Origin of the sequence: Micromonospora sp. NPDC093243 (assembly GCF_044753725.1) — a bacterium.
Classification (GTDB): Bacteria; Actinomycetota; Actinomycetes; order Mycobacteriales; family Micromonosporaceae; genus Micromonospora.
This window is the reverse complement of sequence record NZ_JBIVNT010000002.1, coordinates 848784-875409: the sequence shown is the minus strand read 5'-3', so window position 1 is coordinate 875409 and position 26626 is coordinate 848784. Positions and strand designations below refer to the sequence as shown.

Annotated in this window: 22 protein-coding genes; 15 read left to right on the top strand and 7 right to left on the bottom strand. The window is 73.6% G+C overall.

The features are described 5' to 3' along the window. The first annotated feature begins 56 nt into the window (after nucleotides 1-56). Complete coding sequence (locus ACIP9D_RS08920; protein WP_350867396.1) at nucleotides 57-986, top strand: DUF4349 domain-containing protein; 930 nt, start codon at nucleotides 57-59, stop codon at nucleotides 984-986. On the opposite strand, the gene ACIP9D_RS08915 is transcribed toward ACIP9D_RS08920, so the two are convergent. Continuing rightward, on the bottom strand, nucleotides 943-2202 hold the full coding sequence (locus ACIP9D_RS08915) for an amidohydrolase (RefSeq protein ID WP_350867398.1): 1260 nt from the start codon (nucleotides 2200-2202) through the stop codon (nucleotides 943-945). The genes ACIP9D_RS08920 and ACIP9D_RS08915 overlap by 44 nt on opposite strands. Before the next feature lie 569 nt (nucleotides 2203-2771). Further along, on the bottom strand, nucleotides 2772-4355 hold the full coding sequence (locus tag ACIP9D_RS08910; protein WP_350867400.1) for a methylmalonyl-CoA mutase family protein: 1584 nt from the start codon (nucleotides 4353-4355) through the stop codon (nucleotides 2772-2774). Nucleotides 4356-4560: 205 nt separating this feature from the next. Between ACIP9D_RS08910 and ACIP9D_RS08905 the strand changes: the two genes are divergently transcribed. Then, nucleotides 4561-6618 carry a serine/threonine-protein kinase gene (locus ACIP9D_RS08905; protein WP_350867402.1) on the top strand — a complete coding sequence of 686 codons (2058 nt, stop codon included), beginning with the start codon at nucleotides 4561-4563 and terminating at the stop codon, nucleotides 6616-6618. A 48-nt stretch (nucleotides 6619-6666) separates the two neighbouring features. Beyond that, nucleotides 6667-8334: a phospho-sugar mutase gene (locus ACIP9D_RS08900; protein ID WP_350867403.1), complete on the top strand. Its 1668-nt coding sequence runs from the start codon at nucleotides 6667-6669 to the stop codon at nucleotides 8332-8334. 92 nt (nucleotides 8335-8426) lie between these two features. On the opposite strand, the gene ACIP9D_RS08895 is transcribed toward ACIP9D_RS08900, so the two are convergent. Both ACIP9D_RS08895 and upp read right to left on the bottom strand, forming a co-directional pair. Beyond that, entirely contained in the window at nucleotides 8427-9104 is a 678-nt protein-coding gene (locus ACIP9D_RS08895; protein ID WP_350867405.1) for a GPP34 family phosphoprotein, read from the bottom strand. A gap of 62 nt (nucleotides 9105-9166) precedes the next feature. Next, the gene (gene upp / locus ACIP9D_RS08890) at nucleotides 9167-9799 is read right to left on the bottom strand and encodes a uracil phosphoribosyltransferase (RefSeq protein WP_350867407.1); all 633 of its coding nucleotides are present in this window, start codon (nucleotides 9797-9799) and stop codon (nucleotides 9167-9169) included. Nucleotides 9800-9944: 145 nt separating this feature from the next. On the opposite strand from upp, the gene deoC reads away from it, so the two are divergent. The 10 genes from deoC to ACIP9D_RS08840 all read left to right on the top strand — a co-directional run bounded on the left by deoC (nucleotide 9945) and on the right by ACIP9D_RS08840 (nucleotide 21369). After that, nucleotides 9945-10904, top strand: a complete 960-nt coding sequence (gene deoC / locus ACIP9D_RS08885) for a deoxyribose-phosphate aldolase (RefSeq protein WP_350867409.1) — start codon at nucleotides 9945-9947, stop codon at nucleotides 10902-10904. Nucleotides 10905-10909: 5 nt separating this feature from the next. Next, nucleotides 10910-12340, top strand: a complete 1431-nt coding sequence (locus ACIP9D_RS08880) for an aldehyde dehydrogenase family protein (protein WP_350867411.1) — start codon at nucleotides 10910-10912, stop codon at nucleotides 12338-12340. Beyond that, nucleotides 12333-13157 (top strand): aldehyde dehydrogenase family protein, encoded by an 825-nt coding sequence (locus tag ACIP9D_RS08875; protein ID WP_350867413.1) that lies wholly within the window; start codon nucleotides 12333-12335, stop codon nucleotides 13155-13157. Before ACIP9D_RS08880 ends, ACIP9D_RS08875 begins: the two co-directional genes overlap by 8 nt. A gap of 178 nt (nucleotides 13158-13335) precedes the next feature. Beyond that, complete coding sequence (locus ACIP9D_RS08870) at nucleotides 13336-13788, top strand: BlaI/MecI/CopY family transcriptional regulator (RefSeq protein ID WP_350867415.1); 453 nt, start codon at nucleotides 13336-13338, stop codon at nucleotides 13786-13788. A gap of 10 nt (nucleotides 13789-13798) precedes the next feature. Continuing rightward, nucleotides 13799-14704 (top strand): M56 family metallopeptidase, encoded by a 906-nt coding sequence (locus tag ACIP9D_RS08865; RefSeq protein WP_350867416.1) that lies wholly within the window; start codon nucleotides 13799-13801, stop codon nucleotides 14702-14704. 128 nt (nucleotides 14705-14832) lie between these two features. After that, complete coding sequence (locus ACIP9D_RS08860; RefSeq protein ID WP_350867420.1) at nucleotides 14833-16080, top strand: cytochrome ubiquinol oxidase subunit I; 1248 nt, start codon at nucleotides 14833-14835, stop codon at nucleotides 16078-16080. 9 nt (nucleotides 16081-16089) lie between these two features. Next, a complete protein-coding gene (locus ACIP9D_RS08855) occupies nucleotides 16090-17097 on the top strand; it encodes a cytochrome d ubiquinol oxidase subunit II (RefSeq protein ID WP_350867422.1) in 1008 nt (335 codons plus the stop codon). Further along, a complete protein-coding gene (gene cydD / locus ACIP9D_RS08850) occupies nucleotides 17094-18770 on the top strand; it encodes a thiol reductant ABC exporter subunit CydD (protein ID WP_350867424.1) in 1677 nt (558 codons plus the stop codon). Before ACIP9D_RS08855 ends, cydD begins: the two co-directional genes overlap by 4 nt. Continuing rightward, on the top strand, nucleotides 18767-20626 hold the full coding sequence (gene cydC, locus ACIP9D_RS08845; protein WP_350867425.1) for a thiol reductant ABC exporter subunit CydC: 1860 nt from the start codon (nucleotides 18767-18769) through the stop codon (nucleotides 20624-20626). The genes cydD and cydC overlap by 4 nt, the downstream gene beginning before the upstream one ends. Before the next feature lie 68 nt (nucleotides 20627-20694). Further along, on the top strand, nucleotides 20695-21369 hold the full coding sequence (locus tag ACIP9D_RS08840; RefSeq protein ID WP_350867427.1) for a permease prefix domain 1-containing protein: 675 nt from the start codon (nucleotides 20695-20697) through the stop codon (nucleotides 21367-21369). A gap of 15 nt (nucleotides 21370-21384) precedes the next feature. Here the strand turns inward: ACIP9D_RS08840 and ACIP9D_RS08835 are convergent, their stop codons facing one another. After that, a complete protein-coding gene (locus ACIP9D_RS08835) occupies nucleotides 21385-21723 on the bottom strand; it encodes a helix-turn-helix transcriptional regulator (protein ID WP_350867428.1) in 339 nt (112 codons plus the stop codon). Nucleotides 21724-21840: 117 nt separating this feature from the next. Between ACIP9D_RS08835 and ACIP9D_RS08830 the strand changes: the two genes are divergently transcribed. Further along, complete coding sequence (locus ACIP9D_RS08830) at nucleotides 21841-22782, top strand: DNA primase (RefSeq protein ID WP_350867430.1); 942 nt, start codon at nucleotides 21841-21843, stop codon at nucleotides 22780-22782. Nucleotides 22783-22821: 39 nt separating this feature from the next. Further along, complete coding sequence (locus tag ACIP9D_RS08825) at nucleotides 22822-25248, top strand: transposase (RefSeq protein ID WP_350868769.1); 2427 nt, start codon at nucleotides 22822-22824, stop codon at nucleotides 25246-25248. Between the two features lie 383 nt (nucleotides 25249-25631). On the opposite strand, the gene ACIP9D_RS08820 is transcribed toward ACIP9D_RS08825, so the two are convergent. Together ACIP9D_RS08820 and ACIP9D_RS08815 are read right to left on the bottom strand one after the other, a co-directional pair. Further along, a complete protein-coding gene (locus ACIP9D_RS08820; RefSeq protein WP_350867432.1) occupies nucleotides 25632-26225 on the bottom strand; it encodes an ATP/GTP-binding protein in 594 nt (197 codons plus the stop codon). Between the two features lies 1 nt (nucleotide 26226). Beyond that, a complete protein-coding gene (locus ACIP9D_RS08815; RefSeq protein ID WP_350868772.1) occupies nucleotides 26227-26604 on the bottom strand; it encodes a DUF742 domain-containing protein in 378 nt (125 codons plus the stop codon). Between the last annotated feature and the right edge of the window lie 22 nt (nucleotides 26605-26626).

Here is a 26626-nt window from a genome sequence, read left to right as displayed (position 1 = left end):
TGCTGGCGCGCCGCGTCCGAGGTATCGCCCATCCGGGCGAGCAGAGGGGAGCGGGGATGGACGTGCGGGTACGACGCCACCGCGGCGCGCCGTTGGCGGCGCTGGGACTGGTGGCGGTGCTGGTGCTGGGCGGCTGCGGAGCCGGCGACTCCGGCGATGACTCGGCGACCTCGAACGAGGCGCCGGCAGCCGGTGCGGCGGACCGCGACGCGGCGGGCGGCGGCGCGCCGGCCGAGGCCGGGGCGGGCGCGCCCGACCTGCGCGTCGACCAGCGCTCGATCATCTACACCGGATCGATGCTGGTCCAGGTGGACGATGTGGACACCGCCGCTCGCAGCGCGGTGACGGCGGTGACCGCGGTGGGTGGCTTCATCGGCGGTGACCAGCGCTCCAGCTCGGACGCGGACGCCCGGGCGGAGCTGGAGCTTCGGGTGCCGGCGGAGAGGTTCACGGGGGTGATCGACGAGCTGGCCAAGCTGGGCCGGCAGGAGCGGCGGGAGATCCACACCCAGGACGTCACCGAGGAGACCATCGATCTGGACGCGCGGATCGCGAGCCAGCGCGCCCGGGTGGAGAGCGCCCGTCGGCTGCTCGCCCGGGCCACCACGATCACCGACCTGGTGTCGCTGGAGGGCGAGCTGGCCCGGCGGGAGGCCGACCTGGCCTCACTGGAGGCGAAGAAGCGGCGGCTGGCCGACCTGACCGCGCTCTCCACCATCACGCTGACCCTGGTGGGGCCGGACGTGAGCACGGCGGACGAGGAGTCCGAAATCGGCTTCCTGGTCGGGTTGAACGGCGGCTGGAAGGTCTTCCTGGCCTCGATGACCATCCTGCTGACCGTGCTGGGCGCGGTGCTGCCGTGGCTGATCGCGTTCGGCGTACCGGTGGCGGCGCTGCTCGTGGTGCTGCGCCGGCGGCGTCGTCGTCGGCCCGCGGCAGCGGTCAGCGCGCCGCCGCCAGTGCCCGCAGCGCGGTCTGCACCATGACCCGGACGCCGGCCGGGATGGCCCGCTCGTCGACGTCGAACGAGGCGCGGTGCAGGTCGACGTTGGGCCCGGACCGACCGACGCCCAGCCGGGCCAGCGCGCCGGGGACGTACTCCAGGTACCAGGAGAAGTCCTCGCCACCCATGCTCTGCGGGGTCTCCGCGACGCCCTCCGGGCCGAGGGCGGCCGTGGTGGCGGCGGTGAGGACCTGGATGGCCCGCGAGTCGTTGCTGACCGGCGGCCGGCCGCGCAGGTACTCCAGGTCGACCGTGGCGCCGGTCGGGGCGATCACGTCCCGCACCACCTGAGCGACGATCTTCGGCGCCAGCTCCCAGGTGTCGCGGTCCATCACCCGCAGGGTGCCGGCCGCGCACGCCTCGGAGGGAATGACGTTGTAGCGGGTACCGGCCGATGCGTGGCCGAAGACCAGCAGCAGCCCGCTGTTGGCCGGTACCCGGCGGCTGACCAGCGCGGGCACCTCGGTGACCAGCCGGCCGAGCGCGTCGACCAGGTCGACGGTGAGGTGCGGGCGTGCGGTGTGCCCACCGGGCCCGGTCAGCCGGACGGTGACGTTGTCCGCGGCGGCGGTGATCGGGCCGACCCGCAGGCCGATCTGGCCCACCGGGAGGTTGGGGTCGCAGTGCAGCGCGAAGATCTGCACCACGTCGTCCAGGCCGCCGGCCTCGATGACCTCCAGCGAGCCGCAGGGCAGGATCTCCTCGGCCGGCTGGAAGATCAGCCGGACCCGGCCGTCCAGTTCGCCGAGGGCGGCGAGCTGACCCAGCAGCATGCCGACGCCGAGCATGATCGAGGTGTGCACGTCGTGGCCGCAGGCGTGGCAGACGCCGTCCACGGTGGAGCGGTAGGGGACGTCCTTGACGTCGGTCAGCGGCAGCGCGTCGATGTCCGCGCGCAGGGCGATCACCGGACCGTCGGGGCGGCCGTTGATGTCGCAGAGCACGCCGTTGCCCTTGGGCAGCATCCGGGGGTTCAGCCCGGCCAGCGAGAGTTCCCGGGCGATCAGCGCGGCGGTGGAGAACTCGCTGCCGGAGAGTTCCGGGTGCGCGTGGATGTGACGACGGGTGGCGATGAGGCCGGGTACCCGTAGCGCGAGCAGGTTGTCCAACTCGAACGGCAGGGGGTGGGACCCGGATGGCGCCTCCGGCCAGGGCGACGCCAGCTGGCTGCCGGTCGGCAGCATCATCGCACTCGTCACGTCGAATTCTCGATCACTAGAGATGGATGGATCATCGGGAACAGCAGACAGCCTAGACCTCCGCCGGTGACGCTGCGCAACCTCGTTACGGTAGTGATCGGACCGCGCAGCGTCACGAATGCCCTGCTGAGAGCGCTCGGGGATCGGCGGGACAGCAGGTAGATCGCGTTCGAACGCCGTCATCCGCCGTCTCACCTCCTACAACGCGTAACCGATTCAGCGGTCACGAAATCGAGCGTCCGGACTGGGCCTCTCGTTGCGAATTGTCGCATTAGTCGGTCTGATGAACCGACACTCCGGCAATTAGCCGACCACTCTCCGCAACGAACGGCTATCGACGCTCACATGCACCGGTGCGGGAAGACCGCACAGGGTGTCCGTCCCCGTTCACCCGGTCGGGGTACCCGCAAACCTCGTGGGCACACACCACATCGGTCGGGGCCACGCCGCACCGGCCGGGGACTTTCTTCGACTGTAGCGCTCGACGAACCCGAGCATCACGCACCTGACCAGCGGAAACACGACAGCAACCCGGCACCGGGACCGGTGCCGGGTTGCGGTGCGCCGACTCAGAACCGGTCGGTGGGCCGGTAGAGGCCCCACGCCTCGCGCAGCGTCCCGCAGACCTCGCCGACCGTGGCCCGGGCCCGCAACGCGTCCTTCATCGGGTAGAGCACGTTCTCGGTGCCGTCGGCGGCGGCACGCAGCTCGGCGAGGGCCCGCTCCACCGCACCGGCGTCCCGGGTCCGCCGCAGCTGGGCCAGGCGCTCCGCCTGCGCCGCCTCGATCGCCGGGTCGACCCGAAGCGGCTCGTACGGCTCCTCGTCGTCGATCCGGAACCGGTTCAGCCCCACCACCACCCGCTCACCAGAGTCGATCTCCTGGGCGATCCGGTACGCGGACTGCTCGATCTCCCGCTTCTGGAACCCGGCCTCGATCGCGTCCACCGCCGAACCGTGGTCGGCGACCCGGTCCATCAGCTCGATCGCCGCCGCCTCCAGCTCGGCCGTCATCGCCTCGACCACGTACGAGCCGGCGAACGGGTCGACGGTGGCCGTCAGGTCGGTCTCGTACGCCAGCACCTGCTGGGTACGCAGCGCCAGCCGGGCCGCCTTCTCGGTGGGCAGCGCGATCGCCTCGTCGAAGCTGTTGGTGTGCAACGACTGGGTGCCGCCGAGCACCGCGGCGAGCCCCTGCACCGCGACCCGGACCAGGTTCACCTCGGGCTGCTGGGCGGTGAGCTGCACCCCCGCGGTCTGGGTGTGGAACCGCAGCATCATCGACTTCGGATCCTTCGCGCCGAAGTCGTCGCGCATCAGCCGGGCCCAGATCCGCCGGGCCGCCCGGAACTTGGCGACCTCCTCGATCAGCGTCGTGCGGGCCACGAAGAAGAACGACAGCCGGGGGGCGAAGTCGTCCACCGCCAGCCCGGCGGCGAGCGCCGCCCGGACGTACTCCACCCCGTTGGCCAGGGTGAACGCGATCTCCTGGGCGGGAGACGCCCCGGCCTCGGCCATGTGGTAGCCGGAGATGGAGATGGTGTTCCACTTCGGCACCTCGGCGCGGCAGTAGCCGAAGGTGTCCGCGACCAGCCGCAGCGAGGGCTTCGGCGGGAAGATGTACGTGCCCCGGGCGATGTACTCCTTGAGGATGTCGTTCTGGATGGTCCCGTTCAGCGCCGAGCCGGGGACCCCGTTCTCCTCCGCCACCAGTTGGTAGAGCAGGAGCAGCACCGAGCCGGGCGCGTTGATGGTCATCGAGGTCGAGACCTTGTCCAGCGGGATCCCGTCGAAGAGCAGCCGCATGTCCTCGATGGAGTCGATGGCCACCCCCACCTTGCCCACCTCGCCGTGCGCGATCGGGTCGTCGGAGTCGTAGCCCATCTGGGTCGGCAGGTCGAAGGCGACCGAGAGGCCCATCGTGCCGGCCCGCAGCAGCTGGTGGTAGCGCGCGTTCGACTCGGTGGCGGTGCCGAAGCCGGCGTACTGACGCATGGTCCACGGGCGGGAGGTGTACATGGTGGGGTAGACCCCGCGGGTGTACGGGAACTCGCCGGGGCCGCCCAGCCGGGAGTCCAGTTCCGCCGGGAGGTCGGCCGCCGTGTAGACGCCCTTGATCGGGAAACCGGACTCGCTTGACCGCCGTTCGCTCATTACCGGATGGTAGGACGCCGGGCGGCCGGACCGGGTGAGGGATACCGCACACTGCGTCCACGAAGGTCGACCTCAGGTGAACAGCCGGGTACGGAACGTGGACTTCGATAAACGTCCGACGCGTCGGCTTTCGCATCGGGCGTCGGAACCAGCAAGATAGGGGGGTTGTGTCCCAGCCCCCTCGATATCCCCCGGTGGCTCTTCTGTGACTCAGATCCCGACCTGGAGCGGCGGACCTGCCAGTCCTCCCAACGGGCGTGCGGCACCCGGCACCACCATCGGTGGTCGCTACTCGCTGCGCTCCTCGGTGGGCAACGGCGGCATGGGTACGGTCTGGCGTGCCACAGACACCCTGCTGCGGCGGGACGTGGCGGTCAAGGAGGTCGTCCTCCCCCCGGGGCTGGCCCCCAGCGACCGTGACGCGATGTACGAGCGCACGCTCCGCGAGGCCCGGGCCGCCGCGGCGATCCAGCACCCGGCGGTGGTGCAGGTGTACGACGTGGTCACCGAGGGTGGCCGGCCGTGGATCGTGATGGAGCTGCTGGACGCCCGCAGCCTCGCCGACATGGTGATCGAGGACGGCCCGGTCGCGCCGCGCGCGGTGGCCAAGATCGGCATCGCCCTGCTCGGCGCGTTGGAGGTGGCGCACGCGATCGGCGTGCTGCACCGCGACGTCAAGCCGGCCAACGTGCTGATCTGCTCCGACGGCCGCTGCGTGCTGACCGACTTCGGGGTGGCCCGCATGCCCACCGACGTGCAGCTCACCACGCCCGGGATGGTGCTCGGCTCGCCGCACTTCATCTCCCCCGAGCGGGCCATGGGCCAGGAGTTCGGTCCGCCCAGCGACCTCTTCTCGCTCGGTGTGACGCTCTACACGGCGGTCGAGGGGCGTCCCCCGTTCGACAAGGGTGACCCGATCGAGACCATGCACGCGGTGGTCGAGGACCCGCCCGCCCCGCCGCAGCGCAGCGGCCCGCTGACCCGGGTGCTGATGGGCCTGCTCGAGAAGGACCCGAGCCGCCGGCTCGACGTGCACACCTCCCGGGCCATGCTCCGCGAGCTGCTGGCCGGCCCGCTGGGCAGCACCGCCACCGCCGTGCACTCGGTGACCGACCCGTACGCCGTGGTGCCCGTGCAGCGCCCGGTCACGCCCCCACCGCCGGCCCAGCCGGAGCCCAAGCCCAGCGGCCAGATCGGCGGGCGGGCGATGCTCGCCCCCGGTGAGTCGCTGACCGACCGGCTGGCCGAGCTGCGCCGGGGCGAGCGGCCGAAGCCCGCCGCCGACGACGCCGCCGCCGCGCTCGACGAGACCAGCGCCGACGCGCTGGCCGGTCCGCTGCACACGCCCACCGGCGCGATGCCGACGCCGGGCCGCCCGGCGACCGGCCGCACCTACGGTGGCGCCGACGCCACCCAGCGGGTGGATGCCGGTGCCCACCCGGACGCCACCCAGCGGGTCACCTGGGGCGCCCGACCGGACGCCACCCAGGCCGTCCCCTACGCGGGCGGGTCCGACGCCACCCAGCGGGTGGGGGGCACGTACGGCGGCGGCCAGTGGTCGGTGCCGGGCACCGGCCAGCCCTGGGCCGCGCCGGCCAACCCGCCCGACGCGGGTGGCAAACCGCTCGACCGGGCCCGCCGGATGGGCGGGGAGCTGGTCGGCACCGTCAAGGGCTGGCCGCGCAAGGTCCAGCTCGCCGCGGCCGGTGGGGTCGCCGTGCTGCTGCTGATCGGGGCGATCGCCCTGTCCGGCGGCGACGACCCTGCGCCCCCGGCGCCGCAGGCCCAGCCGACGGCCACCGCACCCGCCGGCCCCGGCGTCGAGATGCAGGAACACTCCGCCCGCGGCGTCCAGGTGATGGTGCCCAAGGGTTGGGAGCGGGCGACCGGTGGCGTCTACATCGACTATGTCGACCCGGAGAATTCCGGGCGCAAGGTGCGCATCCTCACCGAGAACTTCGGCGGCAGCAGCTCGATGCGCTGGGCCGAGATCGCCGAGGGTGGGTTGAAGAAGGCGAAGTCCTGCCCCAAGCCGTACACCCAGCTCTCGATGACCGAGCAGGAGCTGGCCGGCAAGCCGGCCGCCGAGTTCGAGTACACCTGCGGCGAGGGCGACACCAGGCGACACGGCGTCTGGCGGGGCGTGGTCAGCGGGGGAAAGATCTACTCGTTCTACCTCAGCTCGACCGACACGGAGTTCGCGGAGAGCAAGCCGATCTTCGACGAGATGGTGCGCACGTTCCAGCTCACCGCCGCGGGCTGAGCCGGAGGGAACCGTCAGCGGTGATCCGCCGGCGTGCTATCAAGAGGCATGCCGGCGGAAACCACTGACATCGACGACATTCGCGAGCAAGCCCGACGCTGGCTCGACGACGACCCGGACCCGGCCAGCCGGGCGGAGCTGCGGGCGGTGCTCGACCGGCTGCCGGCGAGCGCCCCGGAGCTGGCCGACCGCTTCGCCGGCCCGCTGACCTTCGGCACCGCCGGGCTGCGCGGCCCGCTGCGGGCCGGCCCCAACGGGATGAACCTCGCGGTGGTCACCCAGGCCGCCGCCGGGCTGGTCGGCTGGCTCGCCGCCCAGGGCGGCACCGGCCCGCTGGTGATCGGGTACGACGCGCGCTACGGCTCCCGGGAGTTCGCCGAGCGGACCGCCCAGGTGGCCACCGGGACGGGGCGAGCGGCGCTGCTGCTGCCCCGACCGCTGCCGACCCCGGTGCTCGCGTACGCCGTCCGGCGCCTCGGCGCGGTGGCCGGAGTGATGGTCACCGCCAGCCACAACCCGCCGCAGGACAACGGCTACAAGGTCTACCTCGGTGCCGAGCTCGGCGGCGAGTTGGGCGCGGGGGCGCAGATCGTGCCGCCGGCGGACGCCGGCATCGAGGCCGCGATCCGGGCGGTCGGCCCGCTGACCGAGGTGCCGCTCGGCCCGCCCGGCCAGGTGCTCGGCGACGACCTGGTGGCCTCCTACGTGGAGCGGGCCACCGCGGTGATCGCGCCGGACGGGTCGCGGGAGCTGTCGGTGGCGTACACCCCGCTGCACGGGGTGGGCGCGGCGGTGCTCACCGCCGCCTTCGCCCGGGCCGGCTTCCCGGTGCCCGGGGTGGTGCCCGAGCAGGCCGAGCCGGACCCGGCCTTCCCCACGGTCTCCTTCCCCAACCCGGAGGAGCCCGGCGCGGTGGACAAGTTGGTCGCGCTCGCCGACGCCACCGCGGCCGACATCGCCATCGCCAACGACCCGGACGCGGACCGCTGCGCGGTCGCCGTGCGGGACGCGGTCACCGGCTGGCGGATGCTGCGCGGCGACGAGGTGGGCGTGCTCCTCGCCGACCACCTGATGCGTCGCGGCGTGACCGGCCTCTACGCCACCACGATCGTGTCGTCGTCGCTGCTGCGGGCGATGTGCGCCGCCCGGGGCCTGCCCTACGACGAGACGCTGACCGGGTTCAAGTGGATCGTGCGGGCCGGCGGGGGCTCGGCGCCGCTGGTCTTCGGCTACGAGGAGGCGCTCGGCTACTGCGTCGCCCCCGACCACGTGCGGGACAAGGACGGCATCACCGCCGCGCTGACCGTGGCCGAGCTGGCCGCCGGGCTCAAGGCGCAGGGGCGCACCCTCGCCGACCGGTTGGACGAGCTGGCCGCCGAGTTCGGCGTGCACCACACCGACCAGCTCTCGGTGCGGGTGGACGACCTGCGGGAGATCGCCGACGCGATGGCGCGGGTCCGGGCGGCCACCCCGACCACGCTGCTCGGGCACCCGGTGACCGCGACCGAGGACCTGCTCCCCGAGTCGGACGTGGTGATCCTGCGCACCGACGCCGCCCGGGTGGTGATCCGCCCGTCCGGCACCGAACCGAAGCTCAAGGCGTACCTGGAGGTGGTGGAGCCGGTCGCGGAGGGCGAGGTCGGCGCCGCCCGCGACCGCGCCACCCAGTCCGTGGCCGCCCTGCGCTCAGAAATCGCCACCGCCCTCGGCCTGTGACGCGTTGATCAAGAGGTTTGCGTCAGGGAAGCCGCGAATCCTGACGCAAACCTCTTGATCAACAACAGCAGCAGGTGGGTGGGGGGTGGAAGTCAGCGGCGGGGGCCTAGGGCTTGGTCGACTGCCTGGGCTAGGGCGGCTACGACCAGGCCCACTGAGGGGCGGACCACGGAGTCGTCCAGGCTCACCTCGCCGGAGAACCCGGCGCCGGTGGCGATCTCTGCCAGCCGCTGGCGGGCCTCCTCGGCGGTCTGCCCGTCCACGCCCAGCGCGGACTCCATCCGCAGCACCGCGACCAGGGTGGCCAGCGCGGCCGTCCGCTCGTCCGGGACCAGCCCGCCGGTGAGCGCCTCGGCCAGCCGCCGTCGGGTGTCCGCCTCCACCGAGGTGTCCACCACCGGATAGCGGTGCACGTGAATGAAGCCCAGCTCGGTCTCGTCGACGTCCCGCACCACACCCTGGGTGCACAGGTCGCCGAGGATCCGGTCACGCAGGCCGTGCCGCAGCCGCTGCACCCAGGAGGCGGGGGTGTGCGGGGTGTCGCTGGCGATCCGGGCGAGGACCGCGTCGGCGATCGGTTCGCCGGTGGGTGTCGGGTCGACCGCCGCCAGGTTTCCGTCGTCGTACGCGATCCGACCGGCGAGGGCCAGCTCGATCAGCACCGCGGCGGCCATGCCCAGATCGAGGCTGATCCGCGGCATGGTCGCCTTGCCGGTTTCGTCGTCGTACGCGAGAAGCAGCAACTCCTCGGCGAGCGCAACACCAGTCATGGCCCGGAACGGTAGCCGCTACGCGCACCCCGCGCACGAACTCGCCGAGGGTCGGACCGAGGTCAGAAGCGGGGCATCCCGCCGAACTGGCGGTCGCCCGCGTCACCGAGCCCGGGGACGATGAACATCCGGTCGTTGAGGTCCTGGTCGATCGACGCCGTTACCAGGCGCAGCGGCAGTCCGGAGCGCTCCAGCCGCTCGATGCCGACCGGCGCGGCCAGCACGCAGAGCACGGTGATGTCGGTGCAGCCGCGGTCGGCGAGCAGCCGGCAGCAGTGCTCCAGCGAACCACCGGTGGCGAGCATCGGGTCGAGCACCAGCACCGGCAGGCCGGCCAGGTCCCGGGGCAGGGACTCCATGTAGGCGCGCGGCTCGTACGTCTCCTCGTCCCGGGCCAGGCCGACGAAGCCCATCGAGGACTCCGGCAGCAGGCCCAGCGCGGCGTCGGCCATGCCGAGGCCGGCGCGCAGCACGGGGACCAGCAGCGGCGGGTTCGCCAGCCGGGTGCCCTCGGTGCTGGTGACCGGGGTCTGCACCGGGTACCGCTCGACCGGGAAGGAGCGCGCCGCCTCGTACACCAGCATGGTGGTCAGTTCGTGCAGCGCCGCCCGGAACGAGGAGGAATCGGTGCGCTCGTCCCGCATGGCAGTCAACCGGGACTGGGCCAGCGGGTGGTCAATGACGTGTACGTCCACGATCGCTCAACCTACCGAACGCAGCGGGCCGATACGCCGTCGCGGGCGGACGGGCGACGCCGCTCACTTCCGACGCCCGCGGACAGCCGGACCGGGACGGCAGTGACCAAGATCACTGACGCGGTGGATGCGTAGACTTCCTGCCATGACGGCGACAGCGACGTCGGCCCGGTCGGACCTCTCCGAGCTGGGACGATCCGAGACCGCTCTGCGGACCTTCCTGCACGGCCTGCCCGGCGTGGACCAGGTGGGCGCGGAGCAGCGGGCGGCACAGCTCGGCACCCGCTCCATCAAGACCACCGCCAAGGCCCAGGCGATCGACCTGGCGATCCGGATGGTCGACCTCACCACGCTCGAGGGCGCCGACACCCCGGGCAAGGTGCGGGCGCTGGCCGCCAAGGCGCTGCGCCCGGACCCGGCCGACCCGTCCTGCCCGCACGTCGGCGCGGTCTGCGTCTACCCGGCGATGGTCCCGTACGTGGCCGAGGTGCTGCGGGGCAGCAAGGTGCACCTGGCCAGCGTGGCCACCGCCTTCCCGTCCGGGCAGGCGCCGCTCGACGTCAAGCTCGCCGACACCCGGGCGGCCGTCGCGGCCGGCGCCGACGAGATCGACATGGTGATCAACCGCGGCGCCTTCCTGGCCGGCCGCTACTCCGAGGTGTACGACGAGATCGTCGCCACCAAGGAGGCCTGCGGCGACGCGCACCTGAAGGTGATCCTGGAGACCGGCGAGCTGGCCACGTACGACAACGTGCGGCGCGCCTCCTGGCTGGCCATGCTCGCCGGCGGCGACTTCATCAAGACCTCCACCGGCAAGGTTCCGGTGGCCGCCACCCCGCCGGTGACCCTGGTGATGCTGGAGGCGGTGCGCGACTTCCGCGCCGCCACCGGCCGGCAGGTCGGCGTGAAGCCGGCCGGCGGCATCAAGAACACCAAGGACGCGATCAAGTACCTGGTGATGGTCAACGAGACGGTCGGCGCGGACTGGCTGGACCCGGACTGGTTCCGCTTCGGCGCCTCCAGCCTCCTCAACGACCTGCTGATGCAGCGCACCAAGCTGACGACCGGCGTCTACGCCGGCCCCGACTACTTCACCCTGGACTGAGCCCGATGTTCGAATACGCCCCCGCCCCCGAGTCCCGCTCGGTGGTGGACATCAAGCCCTCCTACGGGCTCTTCATCGACGGACAGTTCGTCGACCCGACCGACGGCGGCAGCTTCAAGTCGATCAACCCCGCCTCCGAGGAGGTGCTGGCCGAGGTCGCCGAGGGCGGCGCCCAGGACGTGGACCGCGCGGTCAAGGCCGCCCGGGCGGCGTACGAGAAGGTCTGGGGCCCGATGCCGGGCCGAGACCGGGCCAAGTACCTGTTCCGGATCGCCCGGATCATCCAGGAGCGCTCCCGCGAGCTGGCGGTGCTGGAGTCGCTGGACAACGGCAAGCCGATCAAGGAATCCCGGGACGTCGACCTGCCGCTGGTCGCCGCGCACTTCTTCTACTACGCCGGCTGGGCCGACAAGCTGGAGCACGCCGGGTTCGGCGCCAACCCCCGGCCGCTCGGCGTGGCGGCGCAGGTCATCCCGTGGAACTTCCCGCTGCTGATGCTGGCCTGGAAGATCGCCCCGGCGCTCGCCGCCGGTAACACGGTGGTGCTGAAGCCGGCCGAGACCACCCCGCTGACCGCGCTGCTCTTCGCCGAGATCTGCCAGCAGGCCGAGCTGCCGGCCGGTGTGGTCAACATCGTCACCGGCGCGGGCGAGACCGGCCGGGCGCTGGTCGAGCACCCGGGGGTGGACAAGGTCGCGTTCACCGGGTCGACGGAGGTCGGCCGGGCCATCGCCCGCTCGGTCGCCGGCACCCGTAAGAAGCTCACCCTGGAGCTGGGCGGCAAGGCGGCCAACATCGTCTTCGACGACGCGCCGATCGACCAGGCGGTCGAGGGCATCGTCAACGGGATCTTCTTCAACCAGGGGCACGTCTGCTGCGCCGGCTCCCGGCTGCTGATCCAGGAGAACGTCGCCGACCGGGTGCTGGAGTCGCTCAAGCGGCGGATGGCCCAGCTGCGGGTCGGCGACCCGCTGGACAAGAACACCGACATCGGCGCGATCAACTCGGCGGCCCAGCTGGCCCGGATCCGCGAACTCTCCGACGCGGGCTCGGCCGAAGGCGCGGACCGCTGGTCGCCGCCGTGCGAGCTGCCCGACCGGGGCTTCTGGTTCGCCCCGACCATCTTCACCGGGGTCACCCAGGCGCACCGGATCGCCCGGGAGGAGATCTTCGGCCCGGTGCTCTCGGTGCTCACCTTCCGTACCCCGGCCGAGGCGGTGGAGAAGGCGAACAACACGCCCTACGGGCTGTCCGCCGGAATCTGGACCGACAAGGGTTCCCGGATCCTCTGGATGGCCGACCGGCTGCGCGCCGGCGTCGTCTGGGCCAACACGTTCAACAAGTTCGACCCCACCTCGCCGTTCGGCGGCTACAAGGAGTCGGGCTACGGTCGCGAGGGCGGCCGGCACGGGCTGGAGGGCTACCTCAATGTCTGAGCGGGTCGCGGTACGCAAGACGTACAAGCTCTTCATCGGCGGGAAGTTCCCGCGCAGCGAGTCGGGACGGTCGTATCTCGTGCAGGACTCCAACGTCTCTCTTGCCTCCCGCAAGGACGCGCGGGACGCCGTGGTCGCCGCCCGCGCCGCCGTGAAGGGCTGGGCCGGAGCGACCGCGTACAACCGGGGTCAGATCCTCTACCGGGTCGCGGAGATGCTGGAGGGCCGGCGCGAGCAGTTCGTCGCGCTCGGTGTCCCGGCCGACGAGGTGGACGCGGCGATCGACCGCTGGGTCTGGTACGCCGGCTGGTCCGACAAGCTCGCCCAGGTGTACGGCGGGGCGAACCCGGTGGCCGGCCCCTACTTCAATCTCTCCGCGCCGGAGCCGACCGGCGTGGTGGCCGTGGTGGCCCCGGAGCAGCCGGCGCTGCTCGGCCTGGTCAGCGTGGTCGCCCCGGCGATCGTGACCGGCAACACCGTCGTGGTGGCCGCGTCGCCGGCGCAGCCCCTCGCGGCGGTCACCCTCGCCGAGGTGCTGGCCACCTCGGATCTGCCCGGTGGCGTGGTGAACCTGCTCACCGGCCGGATCTCCGAGACGGTGCCGACGCTGGCGAGCCACATGGACGTCAACGCGATCGACCTGACCGGGGTCGTCGACGCCGAACTCGCCGCCGACCTGGAGGTCAAGGCCGCCGAGAACCTCAAGCGGGTGCTCCGGCCGGCCCCGGCGGACCACGACTGGTTCGCCGACCCCGGCGTGACCCGGATGACCACCCTGCTGGAGACGAAGACGGTCTGGCATCCCAAGGGGGTGTGAGTCGCGGTCCCTCGCTCTGTGGGGTTTCCGGGGGAGCCCGCCCGCTCTGGGCGGTCAGGCTTGATCCCGACGCGGGCGGGCTCCCCCGGAAACCCTCGCCGGTCCGGGTCCGCGAGGAGGGTCAGCTCACGCGGTGCCGCCTCGGGGAGGGGTCTACTACCGGGGGTAGGATTGTGGCGTGACTCGGCTTGGTGATCTCGAACGTGCGGTGATGGACGTGCTCTGGGACTCGGTCCCCGGCACGTCGGACGGCGTCACGGTGCGGGAGGTGGCCGACGCGCTGGCCGGCCGAGAGCTGGCCTACACCACGGTGATGACCGTGCTGGACCGACTGGCCGGCAAGGGCATGGTGCAGCGCGAACGGGAGGGCCGGGCCTGGCGCTACCGCGCCGCGGGCACCCGCGAGGGGCACATCGCCCAGCTCATGCTCGACGCGCTCGACCTGGGCGGCAGCCGGGACGCGGCGCTGGTGCGCTTCGCCCGCTCGGTGACCGGCACGGAGGCCGAGGTGCTGCGCGCCGCGCTCTCCGCCGAGGCCGCCGGCGCCAGGCCGGCCGAGGACGCGCTCACCGATCAGATCGACCCGCCGGCCACCCGCCCGGCCCCCGCCGACGAGGCCGCGGACCGGTAGGGCGGCTGCCATGGCGTACGCCCTGCACTTCGCCCTGACCGTCCTGGCCTGCCGGCTGACCGCGCAGGTGCTCGCCCGATCCACCTGGACGTGGCGCAGCCCACGGGTGGCCATCGTCTGCTGGCAGGCGGTCGGTCTGGCGCTCGGGCTCTCCGCCATGGGCCTGCCGATGGCGCTCGGGCTGACCGCGTACGACCAGCCCACCGGCACCGCCCTGGTCTCCCTCTTCGACGACCTGCTGCACGACACCCTCCCCGCCGGGCTGGGGGTGCTGCACCTGGCCGGGGTCAGCTTCGGCTTCGGCATCGGCGCGGTGCTGCTGACCACCACCGTGCGCAGCATCCACGGCGCGGTCCGCGCACAGCGCCGGCACCGGGAGCTGCTCACCCTGGTGGCCCGGAACGACCCCGCCGCGCCCGGCGCGCTGGTGCTCGACCATCCGAGCGCGGCGGCGTACTGCCTGCCCGGCGTGAAGCCTCGGGTGGTGGTGAGCGCCGGGACGCTGAGCCTGCTGGACCGGGCCGAGCTGGCCGCCGTGCTCACCCACGAGCGGGCACACGCCGAGGAGCGGCACGACCTGGTGCTGCTGCCGTTCACCGCGCTCTGCCGGGCGCTGCCCTGGTTCGGCTGGGTCCGGCGGGCGCATGAGCGGGTCGCCCTGCTGGTCGAGATGCGCGCCGACGACAAGGCCCGCGAGTTGCACGCCGAGGCGCCGCTGGCCGGTGCGCTACGTCGGTTCGCCGCAGCCGGTCACCGGATCACCCCGGTCGGCGCCCTGGGCATGGGCGACCGGGATCTGGACGTCCGGGTGCAGCGGCTGCTGGTCGCCGACCGGCCACCCCGCCTGATCGGCGCCGCCGCGCTGGCCGTGGCGTCCACCCTGGTCGCGCTGCCCGTTTCGCTCTTCCTGAGCTGACCCGCGACGCCCCCCACAACTACTACGCCTTGTCGTAACATTGTCTACGACACGACGTAGTAGTTATACGTAGGGAATCTACGTGTAGGCTCGCTACGACAAGCGAGCCAACCGTTGGAGAGCCGGCCATGGACACCCTGCTCCTCGCCCGACTGCAGTTCGCCACCACCACCTCGATCCACTTTCTCTTCGTCGCGGTCACGCTCGGCCTGGTCACCCTGCTGGTCGGGCTGCAGACCGCCTGGGTGATCACCGGCAACCAGAGGTTCGAACGGCTGACCCGGTTCTGGGGCCAGCTCTACGTGATCAACTACGTGCTCGGCATCGCCACCGGCATCGTGATGGAGTTCCAGTTCGGGCTGAACTGGAGCGGGCTGTCGCGCTACGTCGGCAACGTCTTCGGGGCCCCGCTCGCCGTCGAGACCCTCGTCGCGTTCTTCCTGGAGTCCACCTTCCTCGGCATGTGGATCTTCGGTTGGCACCGGATGCGACGCGGACTGCACCTCGCGCTGCTCTACGGCGTCGCGCTGACCGCGTACGCCTCGGCGTTCTGGATCATGGTGGCCAACTCCTGGCTGCAGAACCCGGTCGGCTACGAACTGCGCGACGGCGTCGCCCACCTCACCGACTTCGGTGCCCTGCTCACCAACCCCAGCCTCGGCATGGCGTTCGGCCACGTGGTCTCGGCGTCAATGCTCGTGGGCGGGATGCTGATGGCGGCGGTGAGCGCCTGGCACCTGATCCGGCGCACCGCCGACCACGCGCTCTTCCGTACCTCACTGCGGATCGGCCTGGTCACCGCGGCACTGGCCGTCACCATGGTGCAGGGCTTCGGCTTCGCCCAGTTCGGCCCGGTCGGCGCCGTGCAGCCGACCAAGTTCGGCGCCGGCCCCGAGGCCGACGCGCTGGTCGCCGAGTGGACCACGCGGTTCGGCCCCGGCGACTACACCCCACCGGTGCTGGCCAGCGCCGGGCTCGGCTTCATGATCCTGACCGGCTTCGGCCTCGGCCTGCTCTGGCTGCTGGTGCCGCTGATCTGGCGCGACTGGATCATCCGGCTGCGCTTCCCGCTCTGGCTGCTGCTGCTCGCCCTGCCGGTGCCCTTCGTCGCGGTGATCCTCGGCTGGATCTCCCGCGAGGTCGGCCGCCAGCCCTGGGTGGCGTACGGGCTGCTCCCGGTCGAGCAGGCGGTCTCCCCGGTCGGCGCGCCGGTGATGCTCACCTCGCTGATCGGATTCAGCCTGCTGCTCGGCACCCTCGCCGTCACCAACTGGGTGTTGCTCGCCCGGCACGCCGCGCGTGGCGCCCACGACCCGGCCCTCGGCCGGCCGCCGGGAGAGCCCGCCGACCTCGCCCCCTCACCCGCCCTCGCCTAGGAGCCGACCATGGAACTCGCCTGGTACGCCCTGCTCGGCCTCTTCTTCGCCAGCTACCTGGTGCTCGGCGGCTACGACTACGGCGTCGGCCTGCTGCTCGCCCGCGAGACCGACCCCGGCCGCCGCCGGGCGGCACTCAACGCCGTCGGCCCGTTCTTCCTCGGCAACGAGGTCTGGCTGGTGGCCGCCGTCGGCATCCTCTTCGGCGCCTTCCCGCTGCTGGAGGGGGAACTGCTCGCCGGGTTCTACCCGGCGGTGCTCGGCGCGCTCGCCGGGGTGATCCTGGTGACCGCCGGGGTGCAGCTGCGCAGCCGCCCCACCGGTCAGCGGGCCCGGAACGGGTGGGACCGGGTGGTCGTCGCCGGCAGCGCGCTCGCCGCGCTCGGCTGGGGCGCCGTGCTGGCCGGGCTGCTCCAGGGCGTACCGCTGCACAGCGACGGGCACGTCGCCGGGCTGACCCACCTCTTCACCCCGTTCGTCGCGGCGGCCGGGCTGGCCGTGCTCGCCCTGATCGCGCTGCACGGTGCGACCTTCCTCACCCTTCGGCTGCCGGAAGCGGACGCGCTCGTGGTCGGCCGGCTGGCCCGCCGGCTGATCCCGGTGGCGCTCGCCGCGATCGGCCTGGCCACCGTCGCCGGCCTGCTTTCCGAGCGGGTACGCGCCACCGCACAACGACCGCTGGCCGGCGTACTGCTGCCGGTGCTGCTGGTCGCGGCGCTGCTGGTGGCCCGCGCGGCGCTCACGCGGCGGCGGCCCGGGCTGGCCTTCGCCGCCACCGCGGTGGCCCTGGCCCTGCCGGTGGCGCTGGTCGGCGCGACCCTCTGGCCCTACGTGCTGGTCTCCACCACCGACCCGAGCGCGTCACTGACCGTGGCCGACGCGGCGGCCAGCGCACCCACCCTGCGCCTGCTGGGCTGGCTGGCGCTGCCGCTCCTGCCGGCCCTACTAGGCTTCCAGCTGATGTGTTGGTGGGTGTTCCGGGGACGGACGGACGGCAGGGCACCGGTGTACTGGTGAACCGCCGCCCCTTCGACCCACGTCTGCTGCGTCGGGTCCCCGCGGCCCGCCGCGACCTCGCCCTGCTCGCACTCCTCGGCGTGGCCGCCGCAGCGCTGGTCGTCGCGCAGGCCACCGCCCTGGCCATGCTGCTCGCCACCGCGTTCGACGGCCGGCTGGACCGCCCCGCCCTGGGCGGCTTCGTGGCCACCGTCGCGGCCCGGGCGCTGCTCGTCTGGGCGCAGGGCACGGTGGCCGCCCGGGTGGCCGCGACGGTCAAGGCCGCGCTGCGCGCGGACCTGCTCGGCGCGGTCGGCCGGCACGGGCCGGGCTGGGTCGCCGGGCAGCGGGCCGGGCAGCTCGCCACCCTGGCCGGGCGTGGGCTGGACGCGTTGGACGCCTACTTCACCGGATACCTGCCCCAGCTGGTGCTCAGCGTCACCGTCCCGGTGGCCGTGCTGGCCCGGATCGGCCTGGCCGACTGGAGTTCGGCGGTGATCATCGCGCTGACCCTGCCGCTGATTCCGATCTTCGGTGCGCTGCTCGGTTGGCAGGCGCAGGCCGCCACCGAGCGGCAGTGGCGCCGACTCTCCCTGCTCGGCGGGCACTTCCTGGACATGGTCGCCGGCCTGCCCACGCTGCGCGCCTTCGGCCGGGCCCGAGCGCAGGTCGACGTGGTCCGCCGGATGGCCGACGGGCACCGGGTCGCCACCATGAAGACGCTGCGCATCGCCTTCCTCTCCGCCCTGGTGCTGGAGCTGGTCGCCACCCTCTCGGTGGCCCTGGTGGCGGTGCCGGTCGGCATCCGGCTGCTCGGCGGAGGGCTCGCCCTGCAGACCGCGCTACTGGTGCTGCTGCTCACCCCGGAGGCGTACCTGCCGCTGCGGGCGGCCGGCAGCCGTTTCCACGCCAGCATGGAGGGGCTCAGCGCGTTGAACGACGCGTTCGAGGTGCAGACCGGGGCGCCGGCCCCGGCCGGGCCGGCTGCACGCCTCGTCCCGGACGGCCGGGGCGAGATCCGGTTCGAGTCGGTGACCGTGGCGTACGAGCGGACCACCGCGCTGCGCGACGTGACGCTGACCATCCGGCCCGGCGAGCGGATCGCGATCATCGGCCCGAGCGGGGCGGGCAAGAGCACCCTGCTCGGGCTGCTGCTCGGCTTCGTCACCCCGACCAGCGGGCGGGTGACCGTCGGCGGAGTCGACCTGACCGACGCCGATCCCGACGCGTGGCGCCGGCAGCTCGCCTGGGTGCCGCAGCGCGCGCACCTCTTCGCCGCCTCGCTGACCGACAACATCCGGCTCGGTGCCGCCGACACCCCCGCCGAGACGCTCGCCGGGGCCGTACACGGCGCAGCCCTCGACGAGGTGGTGGCCGGGCTGCCCGACGGGCTCGACACGATGCTCGGCGAGCGGGGGCACGGTCTCTCCAGCGGGCAACGGCAGCGGGTCGCGCTGGCCCGGGCCTTCCTCCGGGACGCCCCGGTGGTGCTGCTCGACGAGCCGACCGCCCGGCTGGACAGCGCCTCGGAGGCGGTGGTGCTCGCCGCGACCCGGCGGCTGGTGACCGGCCGCACCGCACTGCTGGTGGCGCACCGCCCGGCGCTGCTCGACGACGCCGACCGGATCCTGCGGATCGAGGACGGCCGGGTCACCGAGCTGGCTCCGGCGCCCACCGGGAAGGCGACCCGATGACCGAAGCGCCGCGACCCGACGCCGCGACACCACGGACCAGTCCGGCCGGGTCCGGCCGGGCCGAGCGAACCGTCCTGCGGCTGGCCCGGCCGTACCTGAACCGGCTGGTCGGCGCCGGGTTGCTCGCCGCCGCCACCGAACTCGCCGGGCTGGCCCTGATGGCGACCGCCACCTGGCTGCTGATGAGCGCCGCCGGGCGGCCGCCGCTGGACCGGCTGACGGTGGCCATCGTCGCCGTCCGGGCCCTGGCGATCAGCCGCGGCGTGTTCCGCTACACCGAACGGTTGGCCGGGCACGACGCCGTGCTCCGGATGATCACCGACGTCCGGGCCCGGGTCTTCGCGAGCCTCGCCGCGCGGCAGGCTGCCCCGCCCCGCACCGGCGACGCGCTGAGTCGCCTGGTCTCCGACGTCGAGGCGGTCCAGGACCTGCTGCTGCGGGTGCTCGTTCCGGCTTCGGCGGCGGTGCTGGTCAGCGTGCTCGCGGTGGGCGGGGCCGCGCTGATCTCACCGCCCGCCGCCGGCGCGCTCGCCGTCGGACTGCTGGTCGCCGGGGTGGCACTGCCCGCACTGGCCACCGCGCTGACCCGGCGCAGCGCCGACGAACTGGCGCCGCTGCGCGGGGCGCTGGCCGCCGACGCGATCGACCTGACCCACGGCGCTGCCGACCTCGCCGCGTTCGGGGCCACCGACTCCGCGCTGCGCGCGGCGACCGGGCGCGCCCAGCGGCTGGCCCGACTGGAACGCCGGCTCGCCGCCGCCGGCTTCGCGGTGGACGCGGCCGGCACCCTCGTCGCCGGGCTCACCGCCGGCGCGGTGGTGCTGGTCGCGCTGGCCGCGGAGGTGCCCGGCGTGCTGGTCGGCGTCCTGGCCGTCGGCACGCTCGCCGCGGTCGAGATCACGCTGGCGCTGGTCGGGGCGGCCCGGCAGTGGACCCAGCTCCGGGCCGGACTGGCCCGGGTCGCCGCCCTGCTCGGCGACGTCGACTCCGCACCCGCCGGACCGGCGCCGGCCACATCGCCGACGGGCGGGCCGGCGGAGCGGCCGGCCCGGCCCGAGGACGGGCGGGCGCAGCCGGCCCCGCCCGTGGTCGGGCCGCACGACGTGCGCTTCGACGAGGTGACCGTCCGGTACCGCACCGGCGCCGTGCCGGCGCTCGACCGGCTCAGCCTCGACCTGCCGGCGGGCCGCCGGGTCGCGGTGGTCGGCCCGAGCGGTGCGGGCAAGAGCACCCTGGCCGCCGTCCTGACCGGCGCGGTGCGCCCCTCGTCCGGTCGGGTCACGGTAAACGGGCGGGACCTGGCGACGTACTCCGAGGACGAGCTGCCCCGCGCGGTCGGCGGGCTGCTCGCCGAGGCGTACGTCTTCCACGCCTCGGTCCGGGAGAACCTGCTGCTCGGCCGGCCGGGCGCCGGTGAGGACGAACTGGCCGCCGCGACCGCGGCAGCCGGGCTGCTCGACTGGGTACGGGCACAGCCCGCCGGCTGGGACACCGTGGTCGGCGAGGAGGGCGGGCAGCTCTCCGGCGGGCAGCGCCAGCGGTTGGCCCTGGCCCGGGCGCTGCTGGCCGCGCCGGCCGTGCTGGTGCTCGACGAACCGACCGAAGGGCTGGACCCGGCCGCCGCCGACGCCGTGCTCGCCTCGGTGCTGGCCGCGACCCCGGCGGGGCACTCGGTGCTGCTGATCAGCCACCGGCTCAGCGGGCTGGCCGGGCTGGACGAGATTGTGGTCCTCGACGCCGGCCACGTGGTGCAGCGGGGTCGGCACGCCGACCTGGTCGCCACCCCCGGCTGGTACCGCGACCAGTGGCTCATCCAGGAGGCGGCGGAGCGCGGCTACCTGGCCCTGGCGCCCTGACCGGTCTCCGGGTCGGTCCAGGGTTCTCCCGGACGACGGCGGTCCGCCCGGCGTGGCAGGGTGGGGCCATGCTGCGCTGCGACGACGTCTCGGTGGAGGGCCACCTGCGGGAGCTGGCCGCCCGCCTGCACGGGCCGGCCCGGCTCAAGTCCGACCTGCTCACCGAGGCCCGGCACGGGTTGCTGGACGCCGTCGAGGCGTACCGGGCCGGCGGGCTGCCGGCGGCGGAGGCCGAGCGGCAGGCGGTGGCCGAGTTCGGCAGCCCGGCGCAGCTCCTGCCGGCGTGGCAGGCCGAGCTTGCGGTGGCGGCGCTGCGCGGGCTGTCGCTGCGGGTGCTCGCGTTCGCGGCGACGCTGGCCGTCGCCGGAGACCTCACCTGGCGCGGGTCGAGCTGGAGCAGTGACGGTCCGCACCCGCCGGCCGGCTATCTCCTGCTCTCCCGGTCGGTGAGCGGCATCTGGCTGGGCGCGCTCGCCGCCGCGGTCGTCGGGCTGCTGCTGGTCACGGTGACTGCCCGCTCGGCACGGCCCGGCCCCGCCGTCCTCGCCCGGCTGGTCGGCACCGGCCTGACCGGTCTGCTCGGGCTCGGTGTGCTCGCCGGGGCGGCGCTCTTCGGCTGGTCGATCGGGCTCTGGGACGCGGCGCTCAGCTGGCCGCCGATGATCGTCGGCATGGTGGTGGCGGGGGCCGGTTACATCTGGGTGGGCCGGGCCGCCCGTGGCTGGCTGCTCGCCGCCCGCTGAGCCTCGCCGGGCGGCTCAGGCGGGGGTGGGTGGGGCGTCCGGGTCGAGGAAGCGGCCGACGGTGGAGCTGAACTCGCGCCAGCCCGCCCGCTCGCCGGCCAGCGCCCGGCGCCCGGCGTCGGTGAGCTGGTACGTCCGCCGCTCCCGGCCGTTGACGGTGCTCCAGGTGCTGGCCACATGCCCGGCCCGCTCCAGTCGGCGCAGCGCGGGATAGATGGTGCCGGTCGGCAGATCGAGGTTGCCGTCGCTGCGGGCCCGCAACGCCTCGATGATGGCGTAGCCGTGCAGCGACCCCGCCTCGAGCACGGCGAGGAGCAGGGCGTCGAGGTGTCCGTGCAACGCCTGGGCCTTCATACGTAGCTACGCTACTTGTCCGGCGGCCGGACCGCCACCGGGGTGCGGGCTCAGGTGTTCCGGAGCGGCCCACTAGGGTATGTGCCCAGAGTCACTCGCCGTCGGAGACGTCGGCGGGTGGGCAGCCCGAAGCACACGGAGGTCAGCGTGGCCCGCCAGTCGCCTCAACGGCCCGACGCCGACGAGCCCGAGCTCGACGACACCACCGAGCCGGAGGAAGCCGAGACCGACGACGCGTCGGTCGCGGTCGACCGCTCGCTCTGGGACGAGGTCGGCATCGACCCGGTGGAGATCGCCCTGCCCGCCGGCACCGGCTTCACCCTGCGGGCGTACCGGCCGGCCGGGGAGCTGACCCCGACCGACGTCACCGAGCGCGACCAGGACGACCCCTTCCTCGCCCGCCGCCAGGTGCTCGAGGAGGAGGACGAGGACGACGAGACCGTCGTGATCCTCGACGAGGAGCTGGCCGAGGAGTTCGCCGAGAGCGACGAGGACGCCAAGCGCCGCCGGGAGACCGCCGACTCCGACGAGGACGCCGACTCCGAGGAGGAGGCCGCCGAGGAGGCGGACGACGAGGAGGTGCCGGTCTTCCTCACCCACCGGGGCCGGCTGCTGCTCTTCAAGACCCCGGAGTCGTTGGTCAGTTTCATCCGATCCGGTGCGCCCAACGATCTGTCCCAACTGGACAGCTGGCGGGAACTGTCCGAACGGGTGGAACCGGCCCACATCGCGCCGCTCGACGAGGACACCTACGAGCTCGACCTAGTGGTGGAGAACCTCCGCGGCGGGCACGACACGTGGGATCCGACGCTCCTGATCGAGGCCGGCGAGGTCGCCCGTGACCTGTCGTACGCGCTGCGGCTACCCGCCGTGCTCGACATGCTCTCGGCCGGCTCCAGCCTCGACGATCTGGACGAGGCGCTGCGGGCCACCGTCAACGGCGGGATCGGCGCTTTCCGGGGTCGACGGCGGCTGAAGAAAATCGGGGCACAAACCGCAAGTCTCGGTTGGCGCACCATTGTCGGCAAGATCTCTGCGGTCGTGGACTGGCGCGACTGACCCGTACCGGGGAGCATCAGTCTCTGGCAGAGGAAAGACCTGTCCCGGGAGGAGGACGACGCCGTGGCGCTCGTGCGCGTGTACTGCGGTCTGGCCTCGGCGGATCCGGCCGACCGACCGGCCTCGGCCGGCTCGACGCTGACGTCTGCTGTGGTCGATGACGCAGGCCGTCTGCTGCATGTCTGCGAGATCGGCGACGAACCGGCGGGTTACGCCCAGCTGGTCGCGCTGCTCGTGGAGCGGTCAGGCGGGCCGAGCGGTGCGGCGATCGCCGCCGACAGCGACGACCACACGGTGACCTCGCTGCTCAGCGCGGCCGGGCGCCCGCTGGCGATCGCCGACGACGACTCGGTGGACGACTTCGCCGAGCGGTTCGCCGACGACGACTCGCTGGAGGAGATGCAGTCGCCGCCGGCCGAGCGACGGGCCGTCGGCCTGGCCCGGGCCCTGCAGGCCGGGGCGCTCTCCGCGGTCACCCTGCCCGCGCCCCGAGACCTCGCCGGCTACAAGCAGGTGCTCGCCGCACATGCCGCGCTGGCCAGCGGGCGGCACTCTGCCGCCGTCGCACTGCGCGAAGTGCTCCGCGAGCTCTACCCGGCGGCGCTGCGCGCATACCCCGACCCGGCCGAGCCGATCCCGCTGGCCGTGCTCGACGCGCTGCCGGAGCCGGGGATGCTCGGTGGCGGCGCCACCCGCGGTCGGGAGACCCCGGTCGCCGCGGACGCCATCGCCGCGCACCTCGCCGCCGACGGCGTCGCGGACGCCGAGGACATCGACGAGGCGGTCACCGCACTGCGGGTCGCCATCTCCGAGACCCCTCGCCGGGCCACCGTGAACCGGGCGCTCACCTCTGCCGTGGCGGAGACCGTCCGGCAGGCGGTCGCCTCGGTCCGTGCCTGCGACGCGGGCTGCGACGCGCTGGTGGGCGCGCTCAGCTCCCGGGTCACCACGCCCGCACCGGCGCCGGGCCGCCGGGCCGCCGCCCGGCGCGGTGAGCCGGTGGAGGAGCTGACCGCTCTGGGAACCACCGGCACCAACCTGCGGGCGGTCCGGCCGGCGACCGCCGAGCCGCTGCCCTCCGGCGGCGGCCGCCGCAGCCGTCCGGAGCCCGTCTCCGGCGGCAACCCGCCGCTCACCCCGCGACCGCTCGGGCCGCCGCCGGTGGCACCCGCACCGGTCACCCCGCCGCCGGTCGCACCGGCGCCGGTGGCTCCGGCCGCGATGGCCGGTCCGCCGGTGTCCGCCCCGCCCGGGCGGGCCGAGCCGACCCCGAGCCGGATCGACGGACCCACCAACCGTCCGGTCTCCGCGCCGCCACCGCCGCCGCCCGGGATCACCCCGATCGCACCGGCGCAGCGGGGCAACGTGCCGCCCGCCGAGGCGGGTGAGCCCTTCCGACCCACTCTGACCACCGCGGCGATCAACAACGCCCGTGCCGAGCGGCAGCGCACGGTGATCCCGCCGAGGCCGAAGACGAACGGCGCGGCGCCACCACCGCCCCCCACGGGCGGCTTCAGCGCCACCGACCTGAGCGTCCCGGTGCCCACGCCCCGACCCGACCAGGAGTCCGCCGCCCCGCCCGGTTCGCGGGCCAACTGGCCGCTGGTCAACAACCCGGAGGACCCGGCCGACAGTTCGGCGAACAACCCGGTCGCCTACTCCTACGGACGCGGCGTGGACGCGCCGACCGACCCGGGGACGGGCGAGGGACGGGTCACCCCGCCCTGGCTCGCCGACGACCTGCCGCAGGAACCGCCGATGCTGCGGCTCGTCGAGCCGCCGCCGCTGGCCGACCGGGCGCTGCGCGAGGGTGCCAACCCGCCGGCCGACCCGCAGCTGGAGACTCCGCCGCTGCGGCTGGTCGACCGGTCGGACGTCGGCCGCAATGGTCGGCTCCCGAGCCGCGCCGAACGCCCGCCGGTCGAACGCCCGGCGGCCGAGCACCGGCCGCCGCCCCCGGTCGAACACCGGCCGCCCGCGGCCGAGCACCGGCCACCGCCGGTCGAACACCGGCCACCACCGGTGGCGGACGAGGGTGGCGACGGCGACCTGCTGATCTTCGCGCAGGCGAAGTCCGCGTGGTTCGTCGGGCACGTCGACGAGGTGGACCTGGACTGGTCGACCACCTCCGACGCCGGCTGGCAGGCGGCCGAGCAGGCCGCCCGCCCGGCGGTCGGTGCGGAGACCACAGCCGGGCTGCCCAAGCGGGTGCCGCAGGCCAACCTGGTGCCCGGTTCGCCGCTACGGGAGGAGCGCCCGCTGCGGATCGTGCGGGACGCCGCCAGCCTTGCCGAGAACACCACCGGCTACTTCCGCGGCTGGCGCCGTGGGCAGGAGATCGGCGGTTTCGCGGTGGGCGGCCGCCCCGGGCGGGAGGCCGCCGGTGGCTGGGACTTCAGCCGCGACCACGGTGACCGCGACGACGACCGAGAGTACGAGTACCGCTCCGCCGGCTACCGTTCCTGACCGCGGCGACCTGACCTACCCCTGAGCCCCTGTACGCCCCCGGTTGATCGCACACCGGCGGCGGCAGGGGCTCTCGGCTCTGGGGTGGACGCTCGCGGCGGTACGGCCCACTCTGCCGGCCGCTGGCGTCGGTGCGGCCCGCCCCGGCCGCTGGCGTGGGCGCGGCCGCCGGGCGTGCCCAGCCCTCGACACGCGCACACCGGCGGCGGCGAAGCGGCATGGCTATCCCGCCGTGGCGTCGCCCAGCCCGGCTGGCACCCGGGGTGGGCGCGCCGACTGGGGGGCATGCAGCGGCGTCGGGCGTGCAGCGGCGTCGGGCGTGCCCGGACAGCGACAAACGCCCGGTGGCGGCCGAAGCCGCACCGGGCGTGTCGACGGGCCCGTCAGGCGGGCGCGACCGCGCGGGTACGACGCATGGTGAGCACGTACTCGACCAGCGAGATCAGCACGTGCTTCGTCGACTCCCGGTTACGGGCGTCACAGGCCACCACCGGCACGTCGCTCGAGATCGCCAGCGCGTCCCGGACGTCCTGCGGGTCGTGGTACTGCATCCCGTCGAAGCAGTTGATGGCCACCAGGTACGGCAGCCGCCGGTGCTCGAAGAAGTCGATCGCCGCGAAGCAGTCGGCCAGCCGGCGGGTGTCCACCAGCACGACCGCACCGATCGCCCCGCGCACCAGTTCGTCCCACATGAACCAGAACCGGGTCTGACCCGGCGTACCGAACAGGTACAGGATCAGGTCACGGTCGATCGTGATGCGGCCGAAGTCCATGGCCACCGTGGTCGTCGACTTTCCCGGCACCTGCCGGTTGTCGTCGACGCCCACGCCGGCGGAGGTCATGATGGCCTCGGTGGTCAGCGGCGTGATCTCCGATACCGAGCCGACCAGCGTCGTCTTGCCGACGCCGAATCCACCGGCAATAACGATCTTCGCCGACGTCACGCGCCCGCTCGGGCTCGGCGGGCGGTGCGACATGTCAGAGCCTGCGAAGTCCACTCAGCACCCTCTCCAGCAGTTCAGTGCCCACCGCGTCGTTCGAGTCGTCCAGGATGGTCGGCTCGTGGACCGCGACCAGGCCGTCCGTCGCCATGTCGGCGATGAGCACCCGGGCCACACCAAGCGGGAGCTGCATCCGCGCCGCGATCTCGGCGAGCGACTGCACGCGTCCGTCACACAGCGCGGCGATGTACTGGTGTTCGCGGCCCTGGCCGATGCTGCCGTTGGCAGCGGCCCGGCCGCGCACCGTCGTCTCGACGAGCGCCTCCAGCGCGATGTCGAGTCGGGGGCGGGTACGACCACGGGTGACGGCGTATGGACGGACCAACGCTCCTGTCGGTTCGTCACGATCGGACATGTCGCCGCTCACCTCCTTCGTA

What these genes read in the sequence shown, in the direction of transcription:
- ACIP9D_RS08875 (WP_350867413.1), top strand. Translation starts at nt 12,333, where the DNA reads ATGTCTGAGCGGGTCGCGGTACGCAAGACGTACAAGCTCTTCATCGGC.
- ACIP9D_RS08910 (WP_350867400.1), bottom strand. Translation starts at nt 4,355, where the DNA reads ATGAGCGAACGGCGGTCAAGCGAGTCCGGTTTCCCGATCAAGGGCGTC.
- ACIP9D_RS08855 (WP_350867422.1), top strand. Translation starts at nt 16,090, where the DNA reads ATGGAACTCGCCTGGTACGCCCTGCTCGGCCTCTTCTTCGCCAGCTAC.
- ACIP9D_RS08820 (WP_350867432.1), bottom strand. Translation starts at nt 26,225, where the DNA reads ATGTCGCACCGCCCGCCGAGCCCGAGCGGGCGCGTGACGTCGGCGAAG.
- ACIP9D_RS08840 (WP_350867427.1), top strand. Translation starts at nt 20,695, where the DNA reads ATGCTGCGCTGCGACGACGTCTCGGTGGAGGGCCACCTGCGGGAGCTG.
- ACIP9D_RS08880 (WP_350867411.1), top strand. Translation starts at nt 10,910, where the DNA reads ATGTTCGAATACGCCCCCGCCCCCGAGTCCCGCTCGGTGGTGGACATC.
- deoC (WP_350867409.1), top strand. Translation starts at nt 9,945, where the DNA reads ATGACGGCGACAGCGACGTCGGCCCGGTCGGACCTCTCCGAGCTGGGA.
- ACIP9D_RS08895 (WP_350867405.1), bottom strand. Translation starts at nt 9,104, where the DNA reads ATGACTGGTGTTGCGCTCGCCGAGGAGTTGCTGCTTCTCGCGTACGAC.
- ACIP9D_RS08835 (WP_350867428.1), bottom strand. Translation starts at nt 21,723, where the DNA reads ATGAAGGCCCAGGCGTTGCACGGACACCTCGACGCCCTGCTCCTCGCC.
- ACIP9D_RS08815 (WP_350868772.1), bottom strand. Translation starts at nt 26,604, where the DNA reads ATGTCCGATCGTGACGAACCGACAGGAGCGTTGGTCCGTCCATACGCC.
- cydC (WP_350867425.1), top strand. Translation starts at nt 18,767, where the DNA reads ATGACCGAAGCGCCGCGACCCGACGCCGCGACACCACGGACCAGTCCG.
- ACIP9D_RS08900 (WP_350867403.1), top strand. Translation starts at nt 6,667, where the DNA reads ATGCCGGCGGAAACCACTGACATCGACGACATTCGCGAGCAAGCCCGA.
- ACIP9D_RS08865 (WP_350867416.1), top strand. Translation starts at nt 13,799, where the DNA reads ATGGCGTACGCCCTGCACTTCGCCCTGACCGTCCTGGCCTGCCGGCTG.
- ACIP9D_RS08920 (WP_350867396.1), top strand. Translation starts at nt 57, where the DNA reads ATGGACGTGCGGGTACGACGCCACCGCGGCGCGCCGTTGGCGGCGCTG.
- ACIP9D_RS08860 (WP_350867420.1), top strand. Translation starts at nt 14,833, where the DNA reads ATGGACACCCTGCTCCTCGCCCGACTGCAGTTCGCCACCACCACCTCG.